The sequence below is a fragment of the Psychrobacter sp. NG27 genome (genome assembly GCF_016106655.1).
In the GTDB taxonomy this organism is placed as follows: domain Bacteria; phylum Pseudomonadota; class Gammaproteobacteria; order Pseudomonadales; family Moraxellaceae; genus Psychrobacter.
In genome coordinates, this window is sequence record NZ_JADGIN010000003.1 from 61,132 (window position 1) to 84,104 (window position 22,973).

Sequence of the window (22,973 nt, forward strand, 5' to 3'; positions counted from 1 at the left end):
GATCACCCCATCTAGCACACAGCTAGGTGGGGTTTTTTTGGTATCTTTACTATATGAATGAATTAAACCAATATCGCTCTTACGTCTGTCTACAGACTTTAGTATCATGGCGGATTGGGCTACGTTCAGCCTTTATATTCAATAGGAGATGGACCCGACGTGATTTGGTTAAAAATGCTTATCGGCGCATTGATGGTACTGGCGATTCAACTATTCGCCCAAACCCGATTTTTTTATTTGGCTGCACTTGCGCCACTATTTCCTACATTTACGTTAATCAGTCACTTCATCGTCGGCACTGAGCGTAGCCCTGCTGATTTAAGAGTAGCACTGATCTTTAGTATGCTCGGTGTCATACCTCATTTGATTTATACCTTTGTGGTGTTTTTCAGTATTGGTTATATGAGTTTGTATAAGGCTTTACTATTAGGCGTCGTCGCTTGGATGATAGCCGCGGCTATCTTAGTACTGACATGGCAATACATTCAAGCTTAACTTAGCTGATACAGATGGCAATTATCGTCGAATAAAAATTGACGCTTACATGAGGTAGTACAGACAGCTTTCATCTATAAACTGATATGATTTGGCTAAAATATCTTTTATAAAATTTGATAGTAGATGTTACGCTTGGCAGTGGTCGATTGACCATCGCTGATAGGCGCTTATCTGGTGTGATATCTACTGACAGTGCGACAACGTAAGTTTTTTTTGAATCAAGTAATATCTCACTTATCATAAATATAACCACAAATACAATCACGACAACGACAAAATAGGGCTTAAAAAATGGATACCTTAAATATCCTCTACTTGGTAGGCGCGATATTAATTTTTGCCAGTATTATGGCAAGCACCTTATCAGCACGTTTGGGTGTACCTTTGCTATTACTGTTTTTGATAGTGGGCATGCTGGCAGGCGAGCAGGGTATCTTGGGTATTGAGTTCTCGCAATATGCGTTGGCCAATTTTGTCGGACAGGCGGCCCTTGCCTGTATCTTGTTAGATGGTGGGTTACGCACCTCGTTCAAGTCGTTTCGCGTTGGGTTAAAACCCGCGATTACCTTAGCCACATGGGGTGTGTTGGTCACGGTGATGGTGCTTGGGGTGTTCGTCACTTGGTTGCTCGATGTCGACTGGCGTTTTGGTTTGTTGATGGCTGCCATTGTCGGCTCAACCGATGCTGCTGCCGTATTTTCGCTGCTGCGAAATGGTGGCGTCAAGCTCAACGATCGCGTCCAAGCCACGCTTGAGCTAGAGTCTGGTGCCAATGATCCGCTGGCCATTTTATTGGTCACGGGTCTTATCGCCTTAAATGTCGATCCTGATGGTCAGACAGTATTTGGCTTCCTCGTTTTGCTGGTGCAGCAGTTGAGCTTTGGGCTAGGCATGGGCCTACTGTTTGGGTACTTTCTATCTCGGCTACTACCAAAAATTCATTTGGCAGAAGGCATGTATGCGATCCTAATCCTCTCTGCAGGATTGGCTGTTTTTGCCGCGACCAACCTAATTGGCGGTAGTGGATTTTTGGCAGTGTATCTCACAGGAGTGTTGATCGGCAATCATAAGGTGCGCTCGACTGAGCATGTCATGCGAGTGATGGACAGTTTTGCTTGGCTATCACAAGCGGTACTGTTTGTCGTATTAGGGCTATTGGTCACGCCGTCCAATGTGCTGAATGTCTGGCACTATTCGGTGGCGATCGCCGCCTTTATGATTTTTGTCGCTCGCCCCATCGCCGTCTACACGAGCGTCAAACCCTTCAAGTTTAAAGACAGAGAGATTGGGTTTATCTCTTGGGTTGGTCTGCGCGGTGCAGTACCTATTACGCTTGCTATCTTGCCCGTCATGGCGGGGATAGATAACGCCTTTATGTTGTTTGATATTGCCTTTGGCGTCGTAGTGCTATCGCTAATTTTGCAAGGTACGACCATCCCGACCATGGCAAATTTGTTTAGAGTACGCATTCCAACCAATAAAGATCCTAAAGAAGAGCATGAAGTATGGGTATCAGATAAGGCAAGTATCACACTATACGAGTTTGAGGCAAAATCTGGTGCCTTTGCGATTGGTCGACACCCAAAAGGCATCTCTAAGAGCATCAGCTCTAATGAGATTAGTGTCTTTGCATTGGTACGTGGTCAGCAGATCGTAGTCGTGGATGAGAGTACCAAGCTGAAATTTGGCGATAGTGTTTGGTATGCGATGAGAGGCAATCATGCCAGCAAAATTGCCAAGATTTTTAATGATACCACCCTAGATCGTAAGGCTATCGATGATTTTTATGGCGATTGGTTGCTATCGCCAAATGTCAAGCTTGGGGATTTGCCATTTTTTACGGAAGCAATGACATCCGAAACACTGGTAAAAACCTTAAAGACGACAGATGAGGACCTCGCGAAAAATATGTGGGAGCAGACGGTCGCTGAATATGTGACATCACATTTGGGTACGGCACCCGTCTCAGGTGACACAGTCGTGATAAGTAATGAATGGTCATTGGTTATCAAAGAAGTAGATGACAAAGGTAAGCTCAGAAACATTGGTCTAAAATACCAAGAGCCTGTAGCAGTTACATCGTAATATTTGTGGTTTTTAGGGCGTTTGTAAACATGCCTTATAGTAGATTCATCATTTTATTCAAAAAATCAGCGATGTGTTTGTGCTGGTTTTCTCGGTATGCCCAGTGGTGCTCGACAGCATAACTGGCTTCCTCTCGCAGTAAAACCTTCATTAGTCCCATTTTCTCATAACGGGCTGCCAGATCACGAGGTAGATAGCCAACATGGTGACCGGCTAGAATCAACTGTGCGGTTGCCTCCATATGATATGTGGTGGCACTCAAGGTTTTGGGGCGCACATGATGGATGCTGACATCAGTGATATAGCCTCTTTTTATCCAAGGATGGTTTTGTTCTAAGTCCTCTAATGTCAAACCTTCTGCATTATAAAACAATCGATGCTCGCGTCCGCAGCACACGACCTGTCTTTCTACAAAGGCGGGCTTAAACGTCAGCAGCGGTGGAAAGCTGCCAAAATAACCAACGCCAATATCGCTTTCATTACTGAGCAGTTTCTCTAACATGCTTTCAGGGCTTTGCACGTCGATAGAAAAGTGTATCAATGGGTTATTACGGTAGCTGTTAGCAAGCCGTTGTCTAAGCACGTCATAAAAAAAGTTGGGCATTTGATCGGTTAGGCACAGTCTGATATGGCCGCCATGAACGGAGTCTAGTTGCTGAATATAATGCAGCTGATGTTGGAAATTGGCGACTGACTCAGTAAAGGCGACGCAAGCCTCATAAACCGCTGCGCCATCTTCTGTCAGCTTAAACCCTGCGCGACCACGATGACATAATGTCATGCCTAGCCGATCTTCTAAATGCGTTAAATGACCGCTGATTACTGAAGGTGTGACGTTTAGGCGTGTCTGCGCGGCTGTCACCCCTTGACAGTCTACAATAGCCATAAAGCTACGCAGCGTTTTTACATCTATTTTGATCAACTCATCTAATATCAAGAACCATCCTCCGATAAATACTCTGTTCAACAAACTTCTGCTAATAACGTATAAGTCTGTTTTACTACGAAAAACCAGAAGTTTACTTCTGAATTTTACCATGGTTCATGCGCTTATATTTATGTATTGTCAATGGCATGTAGCAAATTGTGTACTTAAACCAAATAGAACAAGGAAGTAATGTATGAGCTTCAATCAACCACTCAGCGGTAATGAGATGCCAAGATTTGGCGGTTTCGCCACTATGATGCGCCTGCCAACCCAAGCAGATGCCGAAGGGTTAGACGTGGCGTTTGTTGGCGTACCTTTAGATATTGGTGCATCGAACCGTAGTGGCGCAAGACTAGGCCCAAGACAGATTCGTGATGAGTCAAGAATGATTCGCCCTTACAACGTGGCCACACGCGCCGCACCCTTTGAGTCATTACAAGTCGCTGATATCGGCGATGTTCCTATCAACACCTTCAACTTGCTAAAAAGCGTTGATATCATCGAAAAATTCTATACCGATAAAATCGTCAAACATGGCGCGATTCCTTTAACACTAGGCGGCGACCATACCATCGCATTGCCTATTCTACGTGCCCTTGCCAAAAAACATGGCCCTGTCGGTATGGTACATATCGATGCTCATGCTGATATCAATGATGATATGTTTGGTGAAAAAATCGCTCATGGTACACCGTTCCGCCGCGCGGTCGAAGAAAACCTCATCGACGGTAATCGTGTGGTACAAATTGGTCTGCGCGGTACAGGCTATAGCGCAGAAGAGTTTGATTGGTCAACCCAGCAAGGATTTCGCGTGGTACCTGCTGAGGAGTGCTGGTACAAGTCATTGGCGCCGCTCATGGCAGAAGTTCGCGAAAAGCTAGGCGATGGCCCTGTCTACTTGAGCTTTGATATCGATGGTATCGACCCTGCGTTTGCACCAGGTACGGGTACTGCTGAGATCGGTGGTCTAACATCTACTCAAGGTATCGAAATCATTCGCGGTATGCGCGGTCTTGATGTGGTTGGCGGTGATTTGGTAGAAGTATCGCCACCTTATGACCCATTTGGCAACACCTCTGTACTGGCTGCAAACTTATTGTTTGAGATGCTATGTATCCTGCCGGGCGTACGCTATGACGATAAGGTCAAAGCAGTTTATTAATAGCCATCATTTATTACCTCTATAATTAGCAACCTTTGTAGCCAGTAATTAGTAACTAGTAATCGGTATTAAAGAAAAGATACAAAGGTTGTTTTGAGGTATTGATAATTATCTGAATATTCAGCGAAATTTTTTAGGATGACTGACCCATGACCCAATTGACCCAATTGACGCAAATGCCTGACTCATCGCCTGTTAATTCTTCTGACAGCCCCTCTCTGACCTGTGGTGAGCTATTGGTACAGTGGCTAGAACATTACGGGGTAGAGACAGTTTTTGGTATCCCAGGGGTGCATACGGTTGAGCTGTATCGCGGCTTGCCAAATACCAATATCCGTCATGTGACGCCGCGCCATGAGCAAGGCGCTGGGTTTATGGCTGATGGCTACTACCGTGCTTCTGGCAAGATCGGTGTGTGCTTTATCATCACAGGCCCTGGCATGACCAATATCATGACAGCGATGGCGCAAGCATTGGCGGATTCGATACCGATGCTGGTCATCTCTAGTGTCAATAAAGTCAAAGACACTGGCAGCGGTGAAGGGCACTTGCATGAGTTGCATGATCAGCAGGGCATGGTCAGTAAAGTAGCACTTACTAGTAAAACCATTTGGCAGCCTGAATCGCTACCGAAAGTCATCGCAGAAGCCTTCGCTTTATTTAATGGTGCACGTCCCGGACCAGTTCATATTCAATTGCCAATTGATGTCATCACTGCTGATGCCAGTCATGTCGCTAAGCCGCCTAAGTTAAATGCTGTAGTAAATAGCGAAGCTGGTACAAACAGCTTGAGCCTACCACAGGTCACAAGACCACTACCGAATCCTACGCAATTAGGCCTAATCGTACAGTCATTACAAACCGCGAAAAACCCTGTCATACTTTATGGCGGCGGCTGTGTCGATGTCGACCACGATGCACAACGATTGGCAGAGCTGATAGATGCACCAACATTTTTGACGATTAATGCCAAAGGTCTACTACCACCTGGTCATCCGTTAAGTCTGGGTAGCAACCAGTCATTAGACGCAGGCCGCGCTGTAATTACCGAGGCGGATTGGGTGTTAGCGATTGGTACTGAGCTTGGTGAGACTGACTATGATGTGTTTTTTAATGGTGGGTTTAAGATAAATGGCACGCTAGTACGTATCGACTGCGATGCCCAGCAATTGCAGCGTCCATTTAGAGCAGATATCGCGGTACTGTCCGACGCGCAGATGGCGATTAGTGGTTTATGTAGCCGCTTAAAAGATCAGACATTTGATCATCAGGCATTGTCGCGAGTGAATGAGGCAAAGCAGGCCATTTTAAAGGATGTAACAACAGACTTTGCAGGTCAAAATGCTCTACTGAAGCTGATCAGAGATGAAGTGGAAGACGTCATTTTCGTTGGTGATTCAACACAGCCTGTCTATAGCGGCAACCTTGGTCTTGAAGCCTTAGCGACGCGTAAATGGTTTAATTCATCGACAGGTTTTGGCACGCTAGGCTATGGTTTGCCTGCTGCTATCGGGGCCATGGTTGGCTCAAAATTGCCAGTAGTCAGCTTGATGGGTGATGGCGGTATTCAGTTCACCATTGCTGAGCTCATCTGCGCCGCTGAGCTTGAGCTCCCATTGATTATTTTATTATGGAACAACCAAGGCTACGGTGAGATTCGCCGTTATATGGAGGAGGGCGGTTTACCCCTGATCGGCGTCAATATCAAAACACCTAACTTTGAGCCATTAGCGGCAGGATTTGGCGCTGGCTATCGCAGAATCACCGACAAGCAGCAACTGCTAGACGCATTGAAAACAGATATCAATGGCAAGCAGCCTTTCATCTATGAAGTTGACGAAGCCGATGACTTTCTCAAAGAGATGGGCAAGACGATGACCTATTTTAGTTAAGAGGATAACCGTACCCAAACCCAAGGCTGATCATTCAAGGAAGAAGGTCTCTCATGTCAGATGTGTCACATATTACAAGCGACTCAGCAGCCAAGCATAAGCAGCTACCGAACTTGTTATCGGATTTAGCAGCTGCGGTTAGCGTGAGTAATGTGTTGACCAGTCCCAGCCAGCAGCAAGCTTATGTGCAAGGCGCGATTGATACAATCACGAATGCTACTGTAGCAGTTGTGACACCGCCCACACTTGTGGCACTATGGCGCGCCATCAATGTCTGTGCTACGGCCGATGTGATTATCATTGCTCAAGCGGCCAACACCGGATTGACGGGTGGTTCAACACCGTATGGTGAGTATGACCGACCGCTGGTTATGATTTCTATGCAGCTATTGAGTGGTATTTATCTGCTCAATGACGCGACAGAGCTCATCGCTTTGCCAGCTGCCACGCTGCAGAAATTAGAGTCCACCCTTGCGCCATTAGGCCGTGAGCCGCATTCAGTATTGGGCTCTAGTTGTGTTGGTGCCTCGGTGATTGGTGGTATCTGCAACAGCTCAGGCGGCATGTTGGTGCAGCGTGGCCCTGCTTATACTGAGATGGCGCTGTTTGCCAGACGTAACAGTTCCGGTCATTTTGAGTTGATCAACCATCTAGGCATTGAGTTGGGGACGCAGCCGGAGGAGATACTTGAGACTCTGCAAAATGGCACATTTGATAAAGCCTCAACACCTGCTAGTAGTTCTAGCACTACTGACGACACTCATAATATCAGCCAGAGCAATACTTGTAGCAATCATCATTACCAGCATAAAGTACGTGACTGTGATTCCGATACGCCAGCCAGATTTAACAATGATCCTAATGGCTTGTATGAGGCATCAGGATCGGCTGGCAAGGTCATCGTGTTTGCAGTGAGAGTGGCGACCTTTGCCAAACCTAAGCGAGAGAAAACCTTTTATATCTCGACCAATGATGCAGATACCTTGACCTCGCTGCGTCAGCAGTGGCTAAAAAGCGAGCTAAACCTACCAGTGTTTGCTGAATATATGCATAGAGACTATAACGACATCACCCTGCGTTATGGCCGTGACACTTGTTTGAGTATGCGGAGATTACCTGCAAGTCAGATAGGCGCGCTGTACCGTCTACAAGCCAGAATTGGCTATTACTTGAATAAATGGCGCTTGCCCAAAACATTGCCCGATCGAATATTACAAATGGCATCGAGGTTTATGCCGCCATCATTACCTGCGCCTTTGAGCACGCAAGCGCTCTCATACCGTTATCATTTGATCATAAAAGTAGCAGATGGCGTTGATACAGATACCGGCCATAACGATAGCAACGATAAAGACAAAGATAAAAAAGACCATATTGCCGCAGCTAAAGCTTTTTTGCAAAACCACATACGGCAGTATAAAGGCGCATTGCATCCGTGTACTGAAACAGAGGCCCAAGCATTATTGGTGTTTCGCAGTGCCGCCACCGCTGCTATGTTTCGTTATCATAATCTCAACCACACCGAATTTGGTGAGCTGTTAGCGACTGATATTGCCTTACCAAGAAACGCGACAGATTGGGATGAGACTTTACCTCATCACTTAAAAGAACAAGTCAGTAAAACCTTTTATCTGGGGCATTTTTTCTGCCATGTCATGCACCAAGACTATTTTTTAAATCCCAAAACGGGTGCTAAGCAGTTCAAGGAAGACCTGCTGGCATTTTATGATAAGCGTCATATTGAGTATCCCGCTGAACACAATGTGGGGCACGTATACCCTGCAAAAACGGCCCTACATTATTTTTATAAGAAACTGGATCCAACCAATTCGCTAAACCCAGGTATTGGTCAGACAGAGAAATGGAAAAACTGGCAATCATCGCCCATTAAGGAGAAGTTCAATGACGAGTTATATGGATAAGTCGCAGCAGCCGATTTTAGGGAATAATACGGTCGATCCAGAAACGCCAAAAGCAGGACAGTGGCGTGCAGCAATGTGGAAGTTCCTATTGTTTTCAGCATTGGGTATTGCGCTATTTATCATTCCCTTTCAATGGGATGGTAAGGTCACGATCTTATTGGGTGTATTGACCGATACGCTACAAGTGGCGTTGGGCGGTTTTGTGGTCTATATCACCATGGCCATCGTGTCGGTCTCCTTTATTGGAGCGTTGGCAGTCAAAGTGCTCAAACCCAATTTGCCTGCAGACTCACTGGTCAAAAAGCTGTTCGATGTTGATTGGTTTTGGTTGACCACGCGATTTTTGGGTACGCTGTTTGTTTGGATGATTTACCTGCAAGTCGGCCCTGAGTTTATTATTAACCGTAATACTGGCGGCGTCATTTTCGAAGATTTGATTCCTATTCTGATTCCGTTGTTTTTCTTTGCCATTTTGTCGCTGCCATTTTTGACTGATTTTGGCTTGATGGAGTTTTTGGGTACTTTAGCCAGTAAAGTGTTTATCAAGCTATTTAAGTTGCCGGGTCGTTCTGCCGTTGATGCGATGTCTTCTTGGTTTGGTGCCGCCTCTATCGGTTTGCTGGTCACCATGCAAGAGTATGATAAGAGTTTTTATAGCCAGCGCGAAGCGGCAATCATCGCGACCACTTTTTCCGTAACTTCTATCGCCTTCACCTATGTGGTGGCCAAAACCATCGGCGTGGACAATAACTTCGTCTATTTTTATCTGACTATTGCGCTGACGGGCTTTATCGCTGCGATCATCATGCCGCGTATCCCGCCATTATCGCTCAAGCCTGATACCTATCATTCTGGTAAAAGTATGCTGGATGAAGGTATTCCTGCTGAGTACACCACGTATCAGTGGGCAGTCAACCGTGCTGTGACGCGCGCGCATTCTATGCCAAGCTTGGGTCAGGTATTCAAACGCAGCCTACACAATCTATTTGATATCTATTTTGGCCTCATCCCTGTTATTTTTGCGATTGGTACTATCGGTCTTGGTTTGGCTGAGTACACGCCTGTCTTTAACTGGTTGGCCACGCCATTAGTACCAGTCCTTGAATGGTTACAGATTCCAGAGGCGGCAAAGGCAGCTCCTGCCATGATTATGGGCTTTGCGGATATGTACCTCCCAGCATTGGTCGGCAAAAGTATCGAGAGTGAGATGACACGATTCATCGTTGGTGCGGCCTCAATCACCCAGATTATCTATATGTCTGAGGTGGGTGCGCTGATTTTGAAATCTAATATCAAACTGAATGTGCTAGAGCTGTTCTTCATCTTCGTACTTCGTACACTGATCAGCTTGGTAGTTATCACATCCGTAGCGCATCTGCTCTATTAGTGTTGCGTTTACTATCAATAGAGCATCTCGCATAAAAACAATCGGTTTTTCTGTAGGTAGGAAAACCGATTGTTTGACTCAGTATTTTACGCACGCTATGTACAGCAACTGTCATATTAATAATAGCGACATGATTCATAGCGCAGCATATCAAGACCATTTGATTCGAGAATAAAGGTGATTGACCATGATGGATACGCTGAACCCTGAAAGCTTGACCCGAGAAAGTGCCATACAAACAGCTCAAAATGAAGTTGTGTTAAACGCTGCTTATATCAATGGCGACTGGATTACGATTGAAGCACTGGCGACTGACTCTGTTGTCATGTCTTCTAATAATATAGGCTCTGATAACGCAAACGAGCATGCGTTGTATGATCCAAACTCAGGCGAGGTGATTGCAACGACGCGTCTGTGTACCAGTGCTCATGTAGAAATGGCAGTTAGCGCTGCTTCTGAGGCTGCTGTTAGCTGGTCTCAAACCACGGTAAGCGAACGCGCAGGGTATCTCAATACGATTGCAGATTCTATGGAGCAGCGATTTGATACCTTGGTTGGATTGTCTGTGCTAAATAACGGCAAGCCAATTGAGGAAGCAAAGATAGACGTTGGCGATGCTATCGCTTGCTATCGTTATTATGCCAACCTCATCACGGAGCAGGCAACGTGGTCTGAAGTATCAACGCTTGAGTCAGGCATACGATTGTTAAAGACATATGCGTCTGTGGGTATCTGCGCGCTGATTACGCCTTGGAATTTCCCGATGGTAACGACTTCTTGGAAGCTAGCGCCTGCGTTAGCAGCAGGTTGTACTGTATTATTAAAACCGTCTGAGGTGACATTATTACCAGAGCTCATGCTAGGTAATATCTTATCTGAGATAGGCTTGCCAAAAGGGGTGGTCAATATTTTACCGGGCGCGGCTGAAGTAGGTGCCGCCATGACCAGTCACCCATTCATTGATAAAGTCTCTTTTACGGGTAGTAACGTGGTTGGTGAAAAGGTGATGAGCCAAGCCGCGAAAAGTGTCAAAGACATCAGTTTAGAGCTAGGCGGTAAGTCTGCCATCGTGGTATGCGCAGATGCTGATATTGACCATGCTTGTGATTTAATCATTGGTGGAATATTTACCAATGCAGGTCAGATATGCTCGGCCACTTCGCGATTGGTTGTACATCAAGATATCGCTGAACCGCTTCTTGAGACGTTAAAAGTAAAAACAGCAAGCCTGCAAATTGGCGATGGCTTTAATACTGGTACGCAAATGGGCCCACTGGTCAGCGCGCAGCAATTGACCCAAGTTAAAAAGTATTTTGATATTGCGACAGCTGAAAATCTGGATTGTTTAACGGGTGGCGAGATAGTTGATGGCGCAGGATATTTTGCCCGTCCAACGATTTATACCAACGTGCCAACGACCAGTCAGTTGTGGATGGAGGAAGTGTTTGGGCCTGTATTAGTCAGTACAACGTTTACCGACAATATAGAGGCAATTCGACTCGCGAACGACAGTAAGTATGCCTTGGCGGCGACCATCGTCAGTGCGGATGAAACGGCTGCGCTAGAAATGGCATTACAAATCCAAGCGGGTCATATTTGGATCAATGAGCAACAGATTGTATTGCCAGAGGCTGGATGGGGCGGGTTTAAACACAGCGGTATCGGACGTGAGCTGGGTAGTGACGGTCTATCCGCTTATCAAAAGAGTAAGCATGTATTATTGACTCATTAACCAGATTTTCACGTTTCTCGCTAGCTGTTATTAAGATTTGCACCTAGCTACCATTAAGGTTGTTGATAGCTAGGTCGCGCTCTAACATTACGTTTGTTTACCAGACCGTTTCTTATATTAACTTTACTGTTATGCCCATTCAGGATAAAATTGAGCAATCATTCAAGTTTTCTAGCCGTGCTCATTTTTATATGAGGTCACGGCTTTTTAAATGGGGCACATTATGTCACGCACCGCACTTTATAATCGTCAGGATGCCTTGGAGCGCGCGCTACAGCTTTTTTGGCAAAAAGGTTTTCATGCCACCTCACTGAAGGATATCGAACAAGCGCTTGATATGCGTCCAGGCAGCATTTATGCCGCTTTTGGAAGCAAAGATGGCTTGTTTCAAGAGGCCCTAGAATACTATGCACGTCTAGGACTGACTGAGCTTGAGCGCGTATTAAGCCATCACTCAACGCCATTGCTAGGTCTGGCAGCTTATATCAGACAGCTTGGCGGGATTCTTGATAAAGCGTTACCGAGCCGAGCTTGTATGTTGGTCAAAAGCTTATTAGAGCTCGGTACTCGTGAGCAAACGGCATTGGATAAGGTTGAGATGCTGCTGGCTGGTATGGAGACGCGCTTTATAGAATGCTTTAGAGCTGCTCAAGAGATGGGCGAGCTAGAGAATCAGCTAGATGCCGTGAGGCTCGGACGAAGACTACAAGCGGAAGTCATGGGTCTGCGTGCTTTTGCACAGCGTAATGTTGATAGCTCGGCGGTACATGAGCTCGCTGAGGATATGGCATTATCGATAGAGGCCATGCGAGTGGATGATTTTGCTCAGGTGTAGCTTGTTTATATGTTAGATGACTTAGCGATTTTTGAATTCAGTTTTTGAACTGAATCTTTTATCTTGATCCCTATTAACCTAAATTCAGTCAATAATCCCTTGTCATAGCATACTACCGCCGCGCCGTTTCTAACTGCTTGAGAGTATGATAACCACCATGTATACGGGTAAAAATTGTAATAGCGCAAGCTGCGGCGAAAATACTGGCAAACCATACAAAATGCTGTGGCCAAATGCAGAAGGCGATGAATAACACAATGGTTTCGGTGCCTTCAGTGAGGCCATTGAGGTAATAAAAGCTTTTATATTTAAACTGAGGCTTGTCTAGTGCAAACTTTTCTGCAGCGATGGCAAAGGCCAAAAAGCTCGAACCTGTACCGATAAATGCCGCCAGTAGTAATGCACCTGCAATAGCGTTTTGTGCAGGATTGGCCAAGATAAATCCAAGCGGTACGGCTGCGTAAAACAGAAAGTCGAGGGTAATATCGAGATAACCGCCTGCACTTGAGCTTTGCTGTGCATATCGTGCCATCGCACCATCTAGCCCATCGAAAACACGATTGAGAATAATCGCGGCCAATGCACCATACCATAGCTCAAATGCCAGTAGTGGCAGGGCCAGCATCCCAATCAAAAATCCCACTACCGTCAGCTGATCAGCAGTAACGCCGAGCTTATGCAATGTCGCTACTATTGGGGTTAGCAGCGGCTTGATAACGGGCGTGATAAACTTATCTAACATGCGAGCTGCCTTTTGTATTTTGATACTTTGGTTTGGTATTTAGCGTTGATATTTGGCTTTGATACTCGAAACTATCGTCCTACCTGAATAACCTTGCCATTTGCTGCTTCGGCATCGCTTTGATCGTGCGTGACCATGATAGCAGGCAACTTATGAGTACGAATTTGCTCAAACACCAATTGCCGCGTATCCATTCTCAGCTGGGTATCGAGCTTGCTAAAGGGCTCATCAAGTAGTATCGCTTTGGGCTCACTCAGTAGCGTTCGTAGTAGGGCGACACGCGCTTGTTGACCGCCTGATAGGTTATCAGGGTGACGATCTCCCATCCCTTCTAATCCCACTTGAGCTAACGCCTGCGCTATTTTTTCAACTCGCTGCTTTTTATTTCCTTTTGGCATGGCAAAAGCAATGTTGCCCGCGACTGATAGGTGCGAGAACAGCAGGGCATCTTGATACAGCACACCAATACGGCGCAAATGTGCTGGCAGGTGAGTCACGTTTTCATCGTTCAACCAGACAGTACCAGACGCGGTAAAATCGCTCGCCAAAGTGCCTGTCAGCCAGTTTAGTAGACTGGACTTACCACTACCAGAAGGCCCCATCACGGTTAGGATCTCGCCACCAGCGATGTGCTCATTGATACTCAATAACTGCTCGTTCTGACGAAACAGTTGTAAGTCTTTTATCTGTAAAGATGATGGCATCAGGAACCCTTTGGTTGCATTTTTTAAGACTGATTATTTTAATGTTTGATAACGTTTGCTTTCGTTTATGATTAGCGTGCTATCGAGTGCCACTTCTAAAAAAGTATTTGGGTAGCATCCAAGCCAATATAAAACCGATGAGCGGTAGCGCCATTTGCATAATGGCATAGACAGCACTGGTACGCCTACTGGCACCATTCGCTAGTGTCACCGCTTCAGTCGTGATAGTGGCAATACGTCCGCCACCTGCCAATAGAGTTGGCAAGTACTGACCAAAGCTGATCGCTAGACCGAGTGCTATAGCAATCAAAATAGGGGCAAACAATTGCGGCAGTTTTATCTGAAAAAACACTTTAATGGGTGCAGCGCCAAGGCTGGCAGCCACATGAGCAAAACGAGGGTCTAGGCGTCGATAGCTACTGGCCAGTGATAAAAACACATACGGCAGCACGAATAAAAGATGCGCAAAAGCCACATTAAAAAATGCTGACTGATGATTGGCCAACTGCTGTAACCATACCAAGCCAAACAGAAACGCAATACTTGGCACCAAGAGCGGTAAGTAAATAATAAAGCTGGTGAAGTGTGACAGCGGCTTAGCACTCAGTTGCTCAGCTTCCAAGCATAACAAAGTCAGAAAAACAGCAAAGGCGGTACTGACGGCACCAATGGTAAGCGTATTGACCAGTGGTGTGCTCATTTGGGTAAAGGCACTTTGAAAATGTAATAGCACGAACTGCTCTGGTAGCATCGCCGGAAATCGCCAAAATCCTGCAAATGCCCATAGTACAAGCCCAGCGAGCGACAATATCATAAAACCAATCACGCCTACGGTAAGTATAGCGGTGACTTTTTGCCAGATAGTATCTGCATAATGACGCTTGCCATTGATTGACGAAACACTAAACATGGCTTTGATAGCTTTTTCGCCGCCCAGCCAAAAGGCGACTAAACCTGCTGTCAGTACAAGCTGTAATAATGCGCCTGCTGATGCTTTGATACGCAATGTCAGATCGACATCGTTAAACCATTGTATGATAGAGACAGCAAGCGTTGGCGGTGTATTAGGACCTAATATCAATGGCATCTCGACACTTGCGCTAGCATAGGCAAGCACTGCTAAAATCGGTAAACGTAGAAAAGGATATAACAGAGGCAAGACCGCCTTAAAAAAAGCAGTAATTGGGTAATAACCTAAATTGAGCGCAACGGTATACTGTTGGCGCAATTTTTTGCCAAGCTCAGGCTGAGCAAGCGCGCCCAAGGCCATTAATAACAGAAAAGGCAGCTCTTTTAAGGTTAAACCCAAGATGATGCTAATGCCGTATGGATCATGCGGAAACATACCATCGGGTGCCATCTCCCAACCAGTTAGCCACGGGGAGATGAGCCGTGCAAACATACCTGATGGTGCAATCAAAAACCCAACGGCAATGGCTGCAGCTGCATGAGGAATGACCAAGATAGGACTTAATAAATGCTCAATACGCTGCAACCAAACACTGTTAAAAAACGCAGCCAATATCATCAGGGCAATGACAAAAGCAAGTAGGGTGCTGATAAGTCCTGTAGCGAGACTTAATGCAGCCATTTGCGTGATGCCAGGTGTTTGCCACAGGTCTATAAACCCTTGCAGGTTCAAGGTCGTTTTTTCAAGGGCAGGAAGCCAGCTCAGGGCAGGCAGTAGTACACAGATGAGGCCACAGAGTACCGGTAGTATTAATATGAGAATTAAGAGTTTGGGACTAAAAGACACGATGCGCGTAAACAGGTCTTTTTTCTCAAGCGTAATAGGTCTAGGTTTATCACCTTTTTTTGTTATTTTATCAAAACCTTGGCTCATGGACTTACCCCATAACGTGCTTGCCAGCCTTGCTGGATGGCCTCTACCCAACTTGGATGCGGCTCGCTTACCGTGCGTTTAACACTGTCAAAGGGCAGGGCGCTTGGATGGGGCTGCTTGGTTTTGAATAATGCTTGTTGTGCAGGGCTAAGCGTAGATTGAACCAGTACGCTTTTGTCACCCCATACCGAAGGAGTTTGTTTTTTTGCTTGGGCTTCTGGACTCATCAAAAAATTGGCTACTAATTGTGCCGCCTGAGGGTGGCTAGCATTATAAGGAATGGCAACAAAATGAGTATTGCTTAAGCTGCCATCACTCATCGCATAGCTGCGAATGCTTTTGGGCAAGTCATAACGTTGTACGGCCGCCGGAACTTCCGGTGCCGAAAAGGTAAAGGCAAGACTCAGCTCCGTATCATCGACCAGTCGCCGCATCTGCGCACCTGTCTGTACGAACTGCTCGCCATTACGCCATAGCGTGGGATGAAAATCATCCAAAAATGCCCATAACGGATCTAATACGAGCGCGGCATTGTCTTCAGTGGCAGGCAAGTTGAGCTGCGCGCTAGTATTTTTACCCGTTTGAGCGTCTTGTTGTTCATGCAGCATGACTAAAACGTACTTTAAGAAGCTCATACCCAAAAAATCTGGCGGCTTTGGGTAGCTAAAGCGTCCAGGGTTTTGTGCTGTCCAAGCGGTTAGCTCAGTTAGCGTCGTTGGCGGTTTACTGGTCGATAAGTTGTCGTAATAAAACGTCAGAGAGGCTTGTCCCCATGGTGCTTCCATACCGTTGGTCGGCACACCAAAGTCGAAATTTACGGTTGGATTATTCTCTGGATCAGTCAACGCAAAGTTGGGCAGTTTATTGGCCCATTGCTTAAGTAATAATGAGTTCTCACTCATGGTGGCAAAGTTAGCACCATTGATCCAGACCAAATCAACACTGCCTTGATCGTCATTATGAGCGGATTTTTCTGCGAGTACCCGACTGACTGCTTCACTGGTATCGCTTAATTTGACATGCACTAAGTTGATATTATATTTGTCATCGACTTGATCGCCAACCCACTGTAGATAAGCATTAATCTGTGGATCACCGCCCCATGCATAGAAATAAACGTCTTGATTGCTACCTTGGGCTTCTATCTGCTGCCAAGGTGACAAGTCTTGGTTAATGTTGGCAGTAGTAGGTGATGCGGTGCTTGCTGATATACCAATACAAATGCTCATCACCATAGCGTAGGTGCTATAGCGTGTAAGATGTTTGAGCATCGGTAAAGCGGTAATAACGTGCATTCAAGTTTCCGTCATGATTCAAATGTTAGTAAAGCCGGTAAAGATCTCATAGCCTGCCATGTCAAACCAAACAGATACTACGAAATCTAAACCAGCTTTATTGGAGTCTTTTAGAACTTTGCTACCAGTCGCATCATTTAATGACGTTGATCAGCAAACTGCCATTAATTAACTACTATTAACTAACCGCCATTAATTAACCGCGACGCCAAGTATGGTATTTCTCTAACCAACTTAATACGGTCTCAGGGGCGTGAGCACGTTTCCACTCACCAGCGGCGTATTTGTTACCTTCTGCCCAAGTCGGGTAGCTATGAATGGTGCCCAATATCTTATTAAGACCCAGACCGTGTTTCATGGCCAGTACAAATTCAGCGATTAGGTCGCCTGCATGTTCAGACACCACCGTAACACCCAATATTTTGTCTTTACCTTTTGGCGTAATGACTTTGATAAAGCCTTTAGCCGCGCTATCTGTAATGGCGCGATCTAGCTCTTCAAACTCAAAACGAGTGATTTCGTAATCGATGCCTTTATCAATGGCTTCTTGCTCGTTGATACCGACACGAGCGACTTCTGGGTCGATAAACGTAACCCAAGGAATGACACGATAATCTACTTTAAACTTTTTCAGGTTGCCAAATAAACCATTCACTGCGGCATACCAACCCTGATGAGCGGCGACATGAGTAAACTGGTATGGACCGACGATATCGCCTGCAGCAAAAATATTAGGATATAACGTCTCTAAGTATTCGTTGGTCACGATGGTACGATTGGTTTCGATACCTAGCGCCTCTAAACCATAACCTTCAAGGCGTGCGCTACGACCAACGGCACAAAGTAGCTCATCATACTCGATATCGATTTCTGTTTCATTGTGTTTGACGATAATGTATTTTTTACCATCACGCATCTCGCAGCGCATCGCTTGATGCGAGGTTAAAATATTGACGCCACTTTCAGTGAGCGACTGATGAGCAAAGGTAGAGACTTCAAGGTCTTCTTTACCCATAATACGATCGCTCATCTCAATTTGCGTCACGTTAGAGCCTAAACGGGCAAAGCTTTGAGCAAGCTCGCTACCGATGGGCCCACCGCCTAGTACTACTAGCTTCTTAGGGGCTTCTTCTAGCTCGGCAAACTTAGTCCATAACGTGTCACTGGTTACGTATCCTGTTTCTTCTATACCTGGTAGAGGTGGTACAAATGGACGGGCGCCCGTGGCAATGACGATGGTACGCGCTGTTAGGGTTTGCATGCCACCATCATTCAGTTTGATTTCTACTGTCCATGGGTCGATCAATTTGGCATAGCCTTTGACCACATCGACGCCCAGATTGGTATAGCGCTCAACGCTGTCGTGCGGTGCGATATCAGCCACTACTTGCTGTACACGTGCCATCACTTTTTTGAACGAAAACTGCGGCACGGTATTCTCTAACCCGTAGTTTTCACCATGACGAATTTGATCAGCGATTTTTGCGCTTTTGATAATGGCTTTACTGGGTACACAGCCATAGTTAAGGCAGTCACCACCCATTTCACCCGCTTCAATCAATGTAACTTTTGCTTTGACGGCAGCAGCAATATAGCTTGTAACCAATCCACCAGCGCCTGCGCCAATCACAATCATATTGCGATCGAACTTTTTAGGCTTAGTATGGTTTTTATAAACACGGCGTTTTTTAAACATGTTCAACACTCCTTTTGCTATTAATGGGAAGAAGCCTAATAACGCAAACGAGACAATTAAGTTGAAAGATAAAATACCCGATAAGCTGTCTATCTGTGCCAGCTGTGTCCCTGCATTGACAAAGACAAATGTCCCAGCCAACATACCTATTTGACTGACCCAGTAGTAAGTCCATGTTTTAATAGACGTCACACCCATCAATAGGTTAATCAAAAAGAATGGAAATATGGGTACCAGACGTAAGGTAAATAAGTAAAATCCACCTTCTTTTTCGACGCCTGCATCAATAGCCGACAACCGCTCAGGAAAGCGCTGTTTGATGGTGTCACGCAGTAAATATCGCGATGCCAAGAAGGCAATGGTAGCACCAATACTCGATGCGAACGATGCTACTAGCAAGCCTTGTACCAAGCCAAATAAAGCACCAGCAGCTAGCGTTAAAATCGCAGCGCCTGGTAAGGAGAGGGCAGTGACGACGACATATAGTAAGAAAAACCCACCGATAATCAACAGCGGTGACTGCGCTTTGTATTCATTAAATTGCGCCATCGACCCTTTTAAGCCATCAAGCGTCAATAATTGATTTAGGTCAAAATAAAAAAAGCTTGCCGCTAATATCAATATTAATAGTATTAAAAATATTCTTTTAATCATGAAAAATCCGGCCAAATAAGGGAGCGAAGGCTAAAATCGTAGTTATTGCTCAAACAGTAGAACACTCATCCCTGAGTACCCCTGTTTAAGTAATGGTGGCGATCAAATCGAATCGTCTGAATCGCCTAACCACGATAAAAAGTTTAAGTCGGTAGTCTCAATAGTATATACATTGTGTCTTGTTGTCTGATATTTATACTATAGAGCAATAAAAACTGCTGCCGACGTTTATACTGGGAGATTGTTTTTACCCAATGTTAGGGTGTCATAATCTCTCATTAAGAAAAGCGCTATACAAGCCGCCAACATTGGCCATGCAGCAAAGAACAATAGATTGTCGAAAGGAGTGAGATAGAGACCGAAAGTGGCAAAAGTAGAAACCGCGTGTAGCAATAAGACAATGCCGTATGTCCATTTTTTAAACAGACCCATTACGAACGAGAAGATCAGTATGATTTGTAAGCTACCAATAACGTATACGATACTGGTGCCTAAGCCTTCTAGTGCATAAAATTTAGCAAATACATTGGCGGTGTGGTCAGGATTGACAAATTTGTCGAGCGTCCAAAAAAAGAACACAATGAAGACACCAAGTCGAAGGAATAATAGTGAGAGTGGTAAATGTTTTGGCATAAATAATCTCTTGTTGAGAAAAACTGAAAGTGAATTGAAACAAGCTAAGCAAATAAAACGGGCACTATTGCACTGGACTATCAGATAACAAACACAGGTAAAATATGAACAATATTGAGTGATTACTCAAAAATAAACAAAGTATTACCACTAGAAGTGCTAAAAACGCATTGTAGTGGTTATTGAATGGCTGTTCAAGTTGATATATTCAAATTAGGGCAATTATAGGACTGAGTTACCTTTTTCGACCAAACCAGCAATACTGGCTTAAAGGAGGCTGACTCTAGGTACGTTTGATGGGATATGCTGATACAAAATATGATCGTAGATAACGAGGCCAATGATAAAAAACCCCACATAGAGCAGGCACTCTATGTGGGGTTTTGATTAGATAGTGGGTAATATTCTGATGATTAAGACTGCTAAAACCACAAGAAGCAGGCAGTTACCACATCAAATCATCTGGAATGACATAAGCGGCATAAGGATCGTCTTCTGCCAATGCTTCTTCGGCAGTATCGTTAGACACCACCATAAAGCCTTCCATCTTTGAATCAATACGGTCAGCGAGTGGGCGAGGGAGCAGTGCATAGCTATCTTCTAACCGCGCAATCACCACATGACCTGCCACGATTTGATCATATAGCTTTTGGGTAATAGCAATCTTCTTAACTTTAGACTCATCGACGAACTGATAGCTGATCTCGCCTTGTGTATCCGCAATTTGATGCTGTTTAATCATTTGGACGATATTGGCTTTTAGGGCTTTTTCTTCTAGTGCCTGCTGTTTTTCTTGATTGAGCTTTTGATCTTTCTCCAGTTTTTTTGCTTGTGCCTCTGCCAGTGCTTTCTTTGTCTCTAGGCTTTCTGAATCGCCCGTACGTTTGGCATGTTGAGTTTGCTTGCTGATTTTATTGGCTTTTTTGCTATCAACCAATCCAGCCTTTAATAATTGAGCTTGTAGGGCGTTTTTTGCCATAATCCAATCACCTAAATAACGATAGTTAAATCACAAATACTAAAAAACATATTGTAGCAAACTTTACCAGCGCTTGTGGTTAGACAATGACCAGAGTGGATAGGCGGATCAATATAATACTCTTGCACACCATAAGTAATGATAGGAGTAGCATGTTTGTGATGATGGCAAAAGCGTATACATCACTGGATGAAGCCGCCCAAATTGGTTATCATCAAATTAAGGGATATATTTTCTGTAGATGTCTCCCCAATAAAAGGCATAGCTTGGTTAAGTATGACCAGCTGTATAGGATTAAATAATTCAATCTAAGGACAGATTATGACAACATCACAGCACATTTTGGCCTGTATTGATGGCTCGGCAGTGACTGAATCCGTTTGTGACTATGCCGCTTGGTACGCCAGCAAGCTCAATTTGCCTGTTGGGATATTACACGTCAGCGACATACCGGCATCGAGCAGACGAGACTTATCAGGAGCGATAGGGGTAAATAGCCGCCAGTTTTTGTTAGAGGAGCTGTCCCAATTAGATGAACAACGTGCAAAAGTGGTCAACAGCTATAGCAATGCATTGGTACAAGATGCCAAAAGCCATGTGCAGAGCAGCTTTGCAGAGGTGGGTGTTCGTATCTATCAACGTCATGGCAAATTGCTGCCCAGTATCGAGCATTTTAAAGAAGAAAACCGTGCCATCGTGATGGGACGCCGCGGAGAGGATCATAAGAACAGTCGGATCAATATAGGTAGTCAGATCGAGACCGTTGCCCGCGGCTCAGAGGTGCCGATACTTATTTGCTCAGAGACGTTTGAAGAGCCAAGCTCTTATATGATTGCCTTTGATGGTAGCAAAACCTCTATTAAGGCTGCATGGATGGTGGGCAAAAGCCCTCTATTAAAGGGCTTGAAAGGTCATATTGTCATGGTAGGTAACCATAACGATGCCGCCAAGCAAAGCATGAGTGCGGCAGCGGCGCAACTAGAAGATGCAGGATTCATTGTCGAAGCGCATCATATATCTGCTGCTGATGCCGTTGATGGACTGTTAACGTTTCAACTGGAGTATGATGTCGATATTATGATAGTGGGGGCGTATGGTCATTCTAAATGGCAGCAATTGTTTCTGGGTAGTACCACCACAGAAATCATAGCCAGTACCTTGTCTCCTGTAATCTTAGTACGATAAATACTGAATAAACACCATTTCTAGAGCGTGTTCTGATTTTTTAATTAAGAACGCGCTCTAATACCTTTGGAATACTTTATGCGTCTCAATGCAGATTTTTCCCAACGCGCTTCGCTAGCACCTGAATCCCATCAGTGGGTAAAATCCCCTCAAAATGGTGTCGAGCGCATCATGCTTGATCGAATAGGAGAAGAGAAAGCCCGCGCTACCAGCTTGGTACGATATGCGCCCAGCTCTTATTTTCCGCATCATTTACATCCGGGCGGTGAAGAGATTTTGGTGTTGTCAGGGACTTTTTCTGCAGATGACACTCATTATCCAGCAGGCTGGTACTTGCGCAATCCACCCGCTTCAGGTCACACACCTTATAGTGATGAGGGTGCAGTTATTTTTGTGAAGCTGCGTCAGATGTCGCCGGATGAATCTGACTATGTGGCGATTGATACCCAAGATAGCGCTCATTGGCAGCAACACGGTACCCGTGAGGTTTGCCCTTTATTTTTAGATGATAATGAGCAGGTGAGCTTACAACGTATCAATGCAGATGAGCGGCTATTTAATGAACCTGTCAGTGGTGGGGCGGAGCTGTTGGTGCTGGCAGGTACACTCATAGATGGTGGGCAAGTGTATTCGCGTGGTGGGTGGATACGTCTGCCTACCGATGAGCATCCGCAGATCAAAGCAGGCCTAGAGGGCGCTACGCTGTATCTCAAGACAGGGCATCTCGATCAAGTGATCGGACTGTAGCCAATCCTCTATAAATTAGATGCGGTGTCAGTCTCGCTTGGTCTACTACTTGTC

The 22,973-nt window shown here is 45.3% G+C and carries 18 protein-coding genes; 10 read left to right on the plus strand and 8 right to left on the minus strand.

Annotated features, from left to right (window positions below; all coding sequences use genetic code 11):
* The first annotated feature begins 159 nt into the window (after positions 1-159).
* Together IP485_RS06380 and IP485_RS06385 are read left to right on the plus strand one after the other, a co-directional pair.
* Positions 160-495, plus strand: coding sequence for a GlpM family protein (locus tag IP485_RS06380; RefSeq protein WP_320154187.1), 336 nt, complete (start codon positions 160-162; stop codon positions 493-495).
* 294 nt (positions 496-789) lie between these two features.
* Complete coding sequence (locus tag IP485_RS06385; RefSeq protein ID WP_198326530.1) at positions 790-2,583, plus strand: potassium/proton antiporter; 1,794 nt, start codon at positions 790-792, stop codon at positions 2,581-2,583.
* Between the two features lie 34 nt (positions 2,584-2,617).
* Here the strand turns inward: IP485_RS06385 and IP485_RS06390 are convergent, their stop codons facing one another.
* Positions 2,618-3,520 carry a LysR family transcriptional regulator gene (locus IP485_RS06390; protein WP_227669559.1) on the minus strand — a complete coding sequence of 301 codons (903 nt, stop codon included), beginning with the start codon at positions 3,518-3,520 and terminating at the stop codon, positions 2,618-2,620.
* A gap of 184 nt (positions 3,521-3,704) precedes the next feature.
* Here IP485_RS06390 and speB point away from each other — a divergent pair, with 184 nt between their 5' ends.
* From speB to IP485_RS06420, 6 genes are all read left to right on the plus strand, one after another.
* Entirely contained in the window at positions 3,705-4,673 is a 969-nt protein-coding gene (speB, locus tag IP485_RS06395; RefSeq protein WP_194364116.1) for an agmatinase, read from the plus strand.
* A gap of 149 nt (positions 4,674-4,822) precedes the next feature.
* Positions 4,823-6,565 carry a 5-guanidino-2-oxopentanoate decarboxylase gene (locus IP485_RS06400; protein WP_227686456.1) on the plus strand — a complete coding sequence of 581 codons (1,743 nt, stop codon included), beginning with the start codon at positions 4,823-4,825 and terminating at the stop codon, positions 6,563-6,565.
* Positions 6,566-6,618: 53 nt separating this feature from the next.
* Positions 6,619-8,487: a D-lactate dehydrogenase gene (gene dld / locus IP485_RS06405; protein ID WP_198326531.1), complete on the plus strand. Its 1,869-nt coding sequence runs from the start codon at positions 6,619-6,621 to the stop codon at positions 8,485-8,487.
* On the plus strand, positions 8,468-9,874 hold the full coding sequence (locus IP485_RS06410) for a YjiH family protein (RefSeq protein WP_198326532.1): 1,407 nt from the start codon (positions 8,468-8,470) through the stop codon (positions 9,872-9,874). The genes dld and IP485_RS06410 overlap by 20 nt, the downstream gene beginning before the upstream one ends.
* A 187-nt stretch (positions 9,875-10,061) precedes the next feature.
* Positions 10,062-11,606 carry an aldehyde dehydrogenase family protein gene (locus tag IP485_RS06415; RefSeq protein WP_227686457.1) on the plus strand — a complete coding sequence of 515 codons (1,545 nt, stop codon included), beginning with the start codon at positions 10,062-10,064 and terminating at the stop codon, positions 11,604-11,606.
* 223 nt (positions 11,607-11,829) lie between these two features.
* Positions 11,830-12,441 carry a TetR/AcrR family transcriptional regulator gene (locus tag IP485_RS06420; protein WP_198326533.1) on the plus strand — a complete coding sequence of 204 codons (612 nt, stop codon included), beginning with the start codon at positions 11,830-11,832 and terminating at the stop codon, positions 12,439-12,441.
* A 112-nt stretch (positions 12,442-12,553) separates the two neighbouring features.
* On the opposite strand, the gene IP485_RS06425 is transcribed toward IP485_RS06420, so the two are convergent.
* From IP485_RS06425 to IP485_RS06455, 7 genes are all read right to left on the minus strand, one after another.
* Positions 12,554-13,183, minus strand: a complete 630-nt coding sequence (locus IP485_RS06425) for a CDP-alcohol phosphatidyltransferase family protein (RefSeq protein ID WP_198326534.1) — start codon at positions 13,181-13,183, stop codon at positions 12,554-12,556.
* Between the two features lie 71 nt (positions 13,184-13,254).
* Positions 13,255-13,887: an ATP-binding cassette domain-containing protein gene (locus IP485_RS06430; RefSeq protein ID WP_198326535.1), complete on the minus strand. Its 633-nt coding sequence runs from the start codon at positions 13,885-13,887 to the stop codon at positions 13,255-13,257.
* Between the two features lie 79 nt (positions 13,888-13,966).
* Positions 13,967-15,730: an ABC transporter permease gene (locus tag IP485_RS06435; RefSeq protein WP_198326536.1), complete on the minus strand. Its 1,764-nt coding sequence runs from the start codon at positions 15,728-15,730 to the stop codon at positions 13,967-13,969.
* Positions 15,727-17,025: an ABC transporter substrate-binding protein gene (locus tag IP485_RS06440; RefSeq protein WP_198326537.1), complete on the minus strand. Its 1,299-nt coding sequence runs from the start codon at positions 17,023-17,025 to the stop codon at positions 15,727-15,729. Before IP485_RS06440 ends, IP485_RS06435 begins: the two co-directional genes overlap by 4 nt.
* A gap of 196 nt (positions 17,026-17,221) precedes the next feature.
* Complete coding sequence (locus IP485_RS06445) at positions 17,222-19,375, minus strand: FAD-dependent oxidoreductase (RefSeq protein WP_198326538.1); 2,154 nt, start codon at positions 19,373-19,375, stop codon at positions 17,222-17,224.
* A 228-nt stretch (positions 19,376-19,603) separates the two neighbouring features.
* Positions 19,604-20,008 (minus strand): hypothetical protein, encoded by a 405-nt coding sequence (locus tag IP485_RS06450; RefSeq protein ID WP_198326539.1) that lies wholly within the window; start codon positions 20,006-20,008, stop codon positions 19,604-19,606.
* Between the two features lie 445 nt (positions 20,009-20,453).
* Positions 20,454-20,987, minus strand: coding sequence for a DUF2058 domain-containing protein (locus IP485_RS06455; RefSeq protein ID WP_198326540.1), 534 nt, complete (start codon positions 20,985-20,987; stop codon positions 20,454-20,456).
* 321 nt (positions 20,988-21,308) lie between these two features.
* On the opposite strand from IP485_RS06455, the gene IP485_RS06460 reads away from it, so the two are divergent.
* Positions 21,309-22,172 (plus strand): universal stress protein, encoded by an 864-nt coding sequence (locus IP485_RS06460; protein WP_198326541.1) that lies wholly within the window; start codon positions 21,309-21,311, stop codon positions 22,170-22,172.
* A gap of 78 nt (positions 22,173-22,250) precedes the next feature.
* Positions 22,251-22,919 carry a cupin domain-containing protein gene (locus IP485_RS06465; protein WP_198326542.1) on the plus strand — a complete coding sequence of 223 codons (669 nt, stop codon included), beginning with the start codon at positions 22,251-22,253 and terminating at the stop codon, positions 22,917-22,919.
* Positions 22,920-22,973: the final 54 nt, after the last annotated feature.

What these genes read in the sequence shown, in the direction of transcription:
- IP485_RS06385 (WP_198326530.1), top strand. Translation starts at nt 790, where the DNA reads ATGGATACCTTAAATATCCTCTACTTGGTAGGCGCGATATTAATTTTT.
- speB (WP_194364116.1), top strand. Translation starts at nt 3,705, where the DNA reads ATGAGCTTCAATCAACCACTCAGCGGTAATGAGATGCCAAGATTTGGC.
- IP485_RS06400 (WP_227686456.1), top strand. Translation starts at nt 4,823, where the DNA reads ATGACCCAATTGACCCAATTGACGCAAATGCCTGACTCATCGCCTGTT.
- dld (WP_198326531.1), top strand. Translation starts at nt 6,619, where the DNA reads ATGTCAGATGTGTCACATATTACAAGCGACTCAGCAGCCAAGCATAAG.
- IP485_RS06410 (WP_198326532.1), top strand. Translation starts at nt 8,468, where the DNA reads ATGACGAGTTATATGGATAAGTCGCAGCAGCCGATTTTAGGGAATAAT.
- IP485_RS06415 (WP_227686457.1), top strand. Translation starts at nt 10,062, where the DNA reads ATGATGGATACGCTGAACCCTGAAAGCTTGACCCGAGAAAGTGCCATA.
- IP485_RS06420 (WP_198326533.1), top strand. Translation starts at nt 11,830, where the DNA reads ATGTCACGCACCGCACTTTATAATCGTCAGGATGCCTTGGAGCGCGCG.
- IP485_RS06425 (WP_198326534.1), bottom strand. Translation starts at nt 13,183, where the DNA reads ATGTTAGATAAGTTTATCACGCCCGTTATCAAGCCGCTGCTAACCCCA.
- IP485_RS06430 (WP_198326535.1), bottom strand. Translation starts at nt 13,887, where the DNA reads ATGCCATCATCTTTACAGATAAAAGACTTACAACTGTTTCGTCAGAAC.
- IP485_RS06435 (WP_198326536.1), bottom strand. Translation starts at nt 15,730, where the DNA reads ATGAGCCAAGGTTTTGATAAAATAACAAAAAAAGGTGATAAACCTAGA.
- IP485_RS06440 (WP_198326537.1), bottom strand. Translation starts at nt 17,025, where the DNA reads ATGCACGTTATTACCGCTTTACCGATGCTCAAACATCTTACACGCTAT.
- IP485_RS06445 (WP_198326538.1), bottom strand. Translation starts at nt 19,375, where the DNA reads ATGATTAAAAGAATATTTTTAATACTATTAATATTGATATTAGCGGCA.
- IP485_RS06450 (WP_198326539.1), bottom strand. Translation starts at nt 20,008, where the DNA reads ATGCCAAAACATTTACCACTCTCACTATTATTCCTTCGACTTGGTGTC.
- IP485_RS06455 (WP_198326540.1), bottom strand. Translation starts at nt 20,987, where the DNA reads ATGGCAAAAAACGCCCTACAAGCTCAATTATTAAAGGCTGGATTGGTT.
- IP485_RS06460 (WP_198326541.1), top strand. Translation starts at nt 21,309, where the DNA reads ATGACAACATCACAGCACATTTTGGCCTGTATTGATGGCTCGGCAGTG.
- IP485_RS06465 (WP_198326542.1), top strand. Translation starts at nt 22,251, where the DNA reads ATGCGTCTCAATGCAGATTTTTCCCAACGCGCTTCGCTAGCACCTGAA.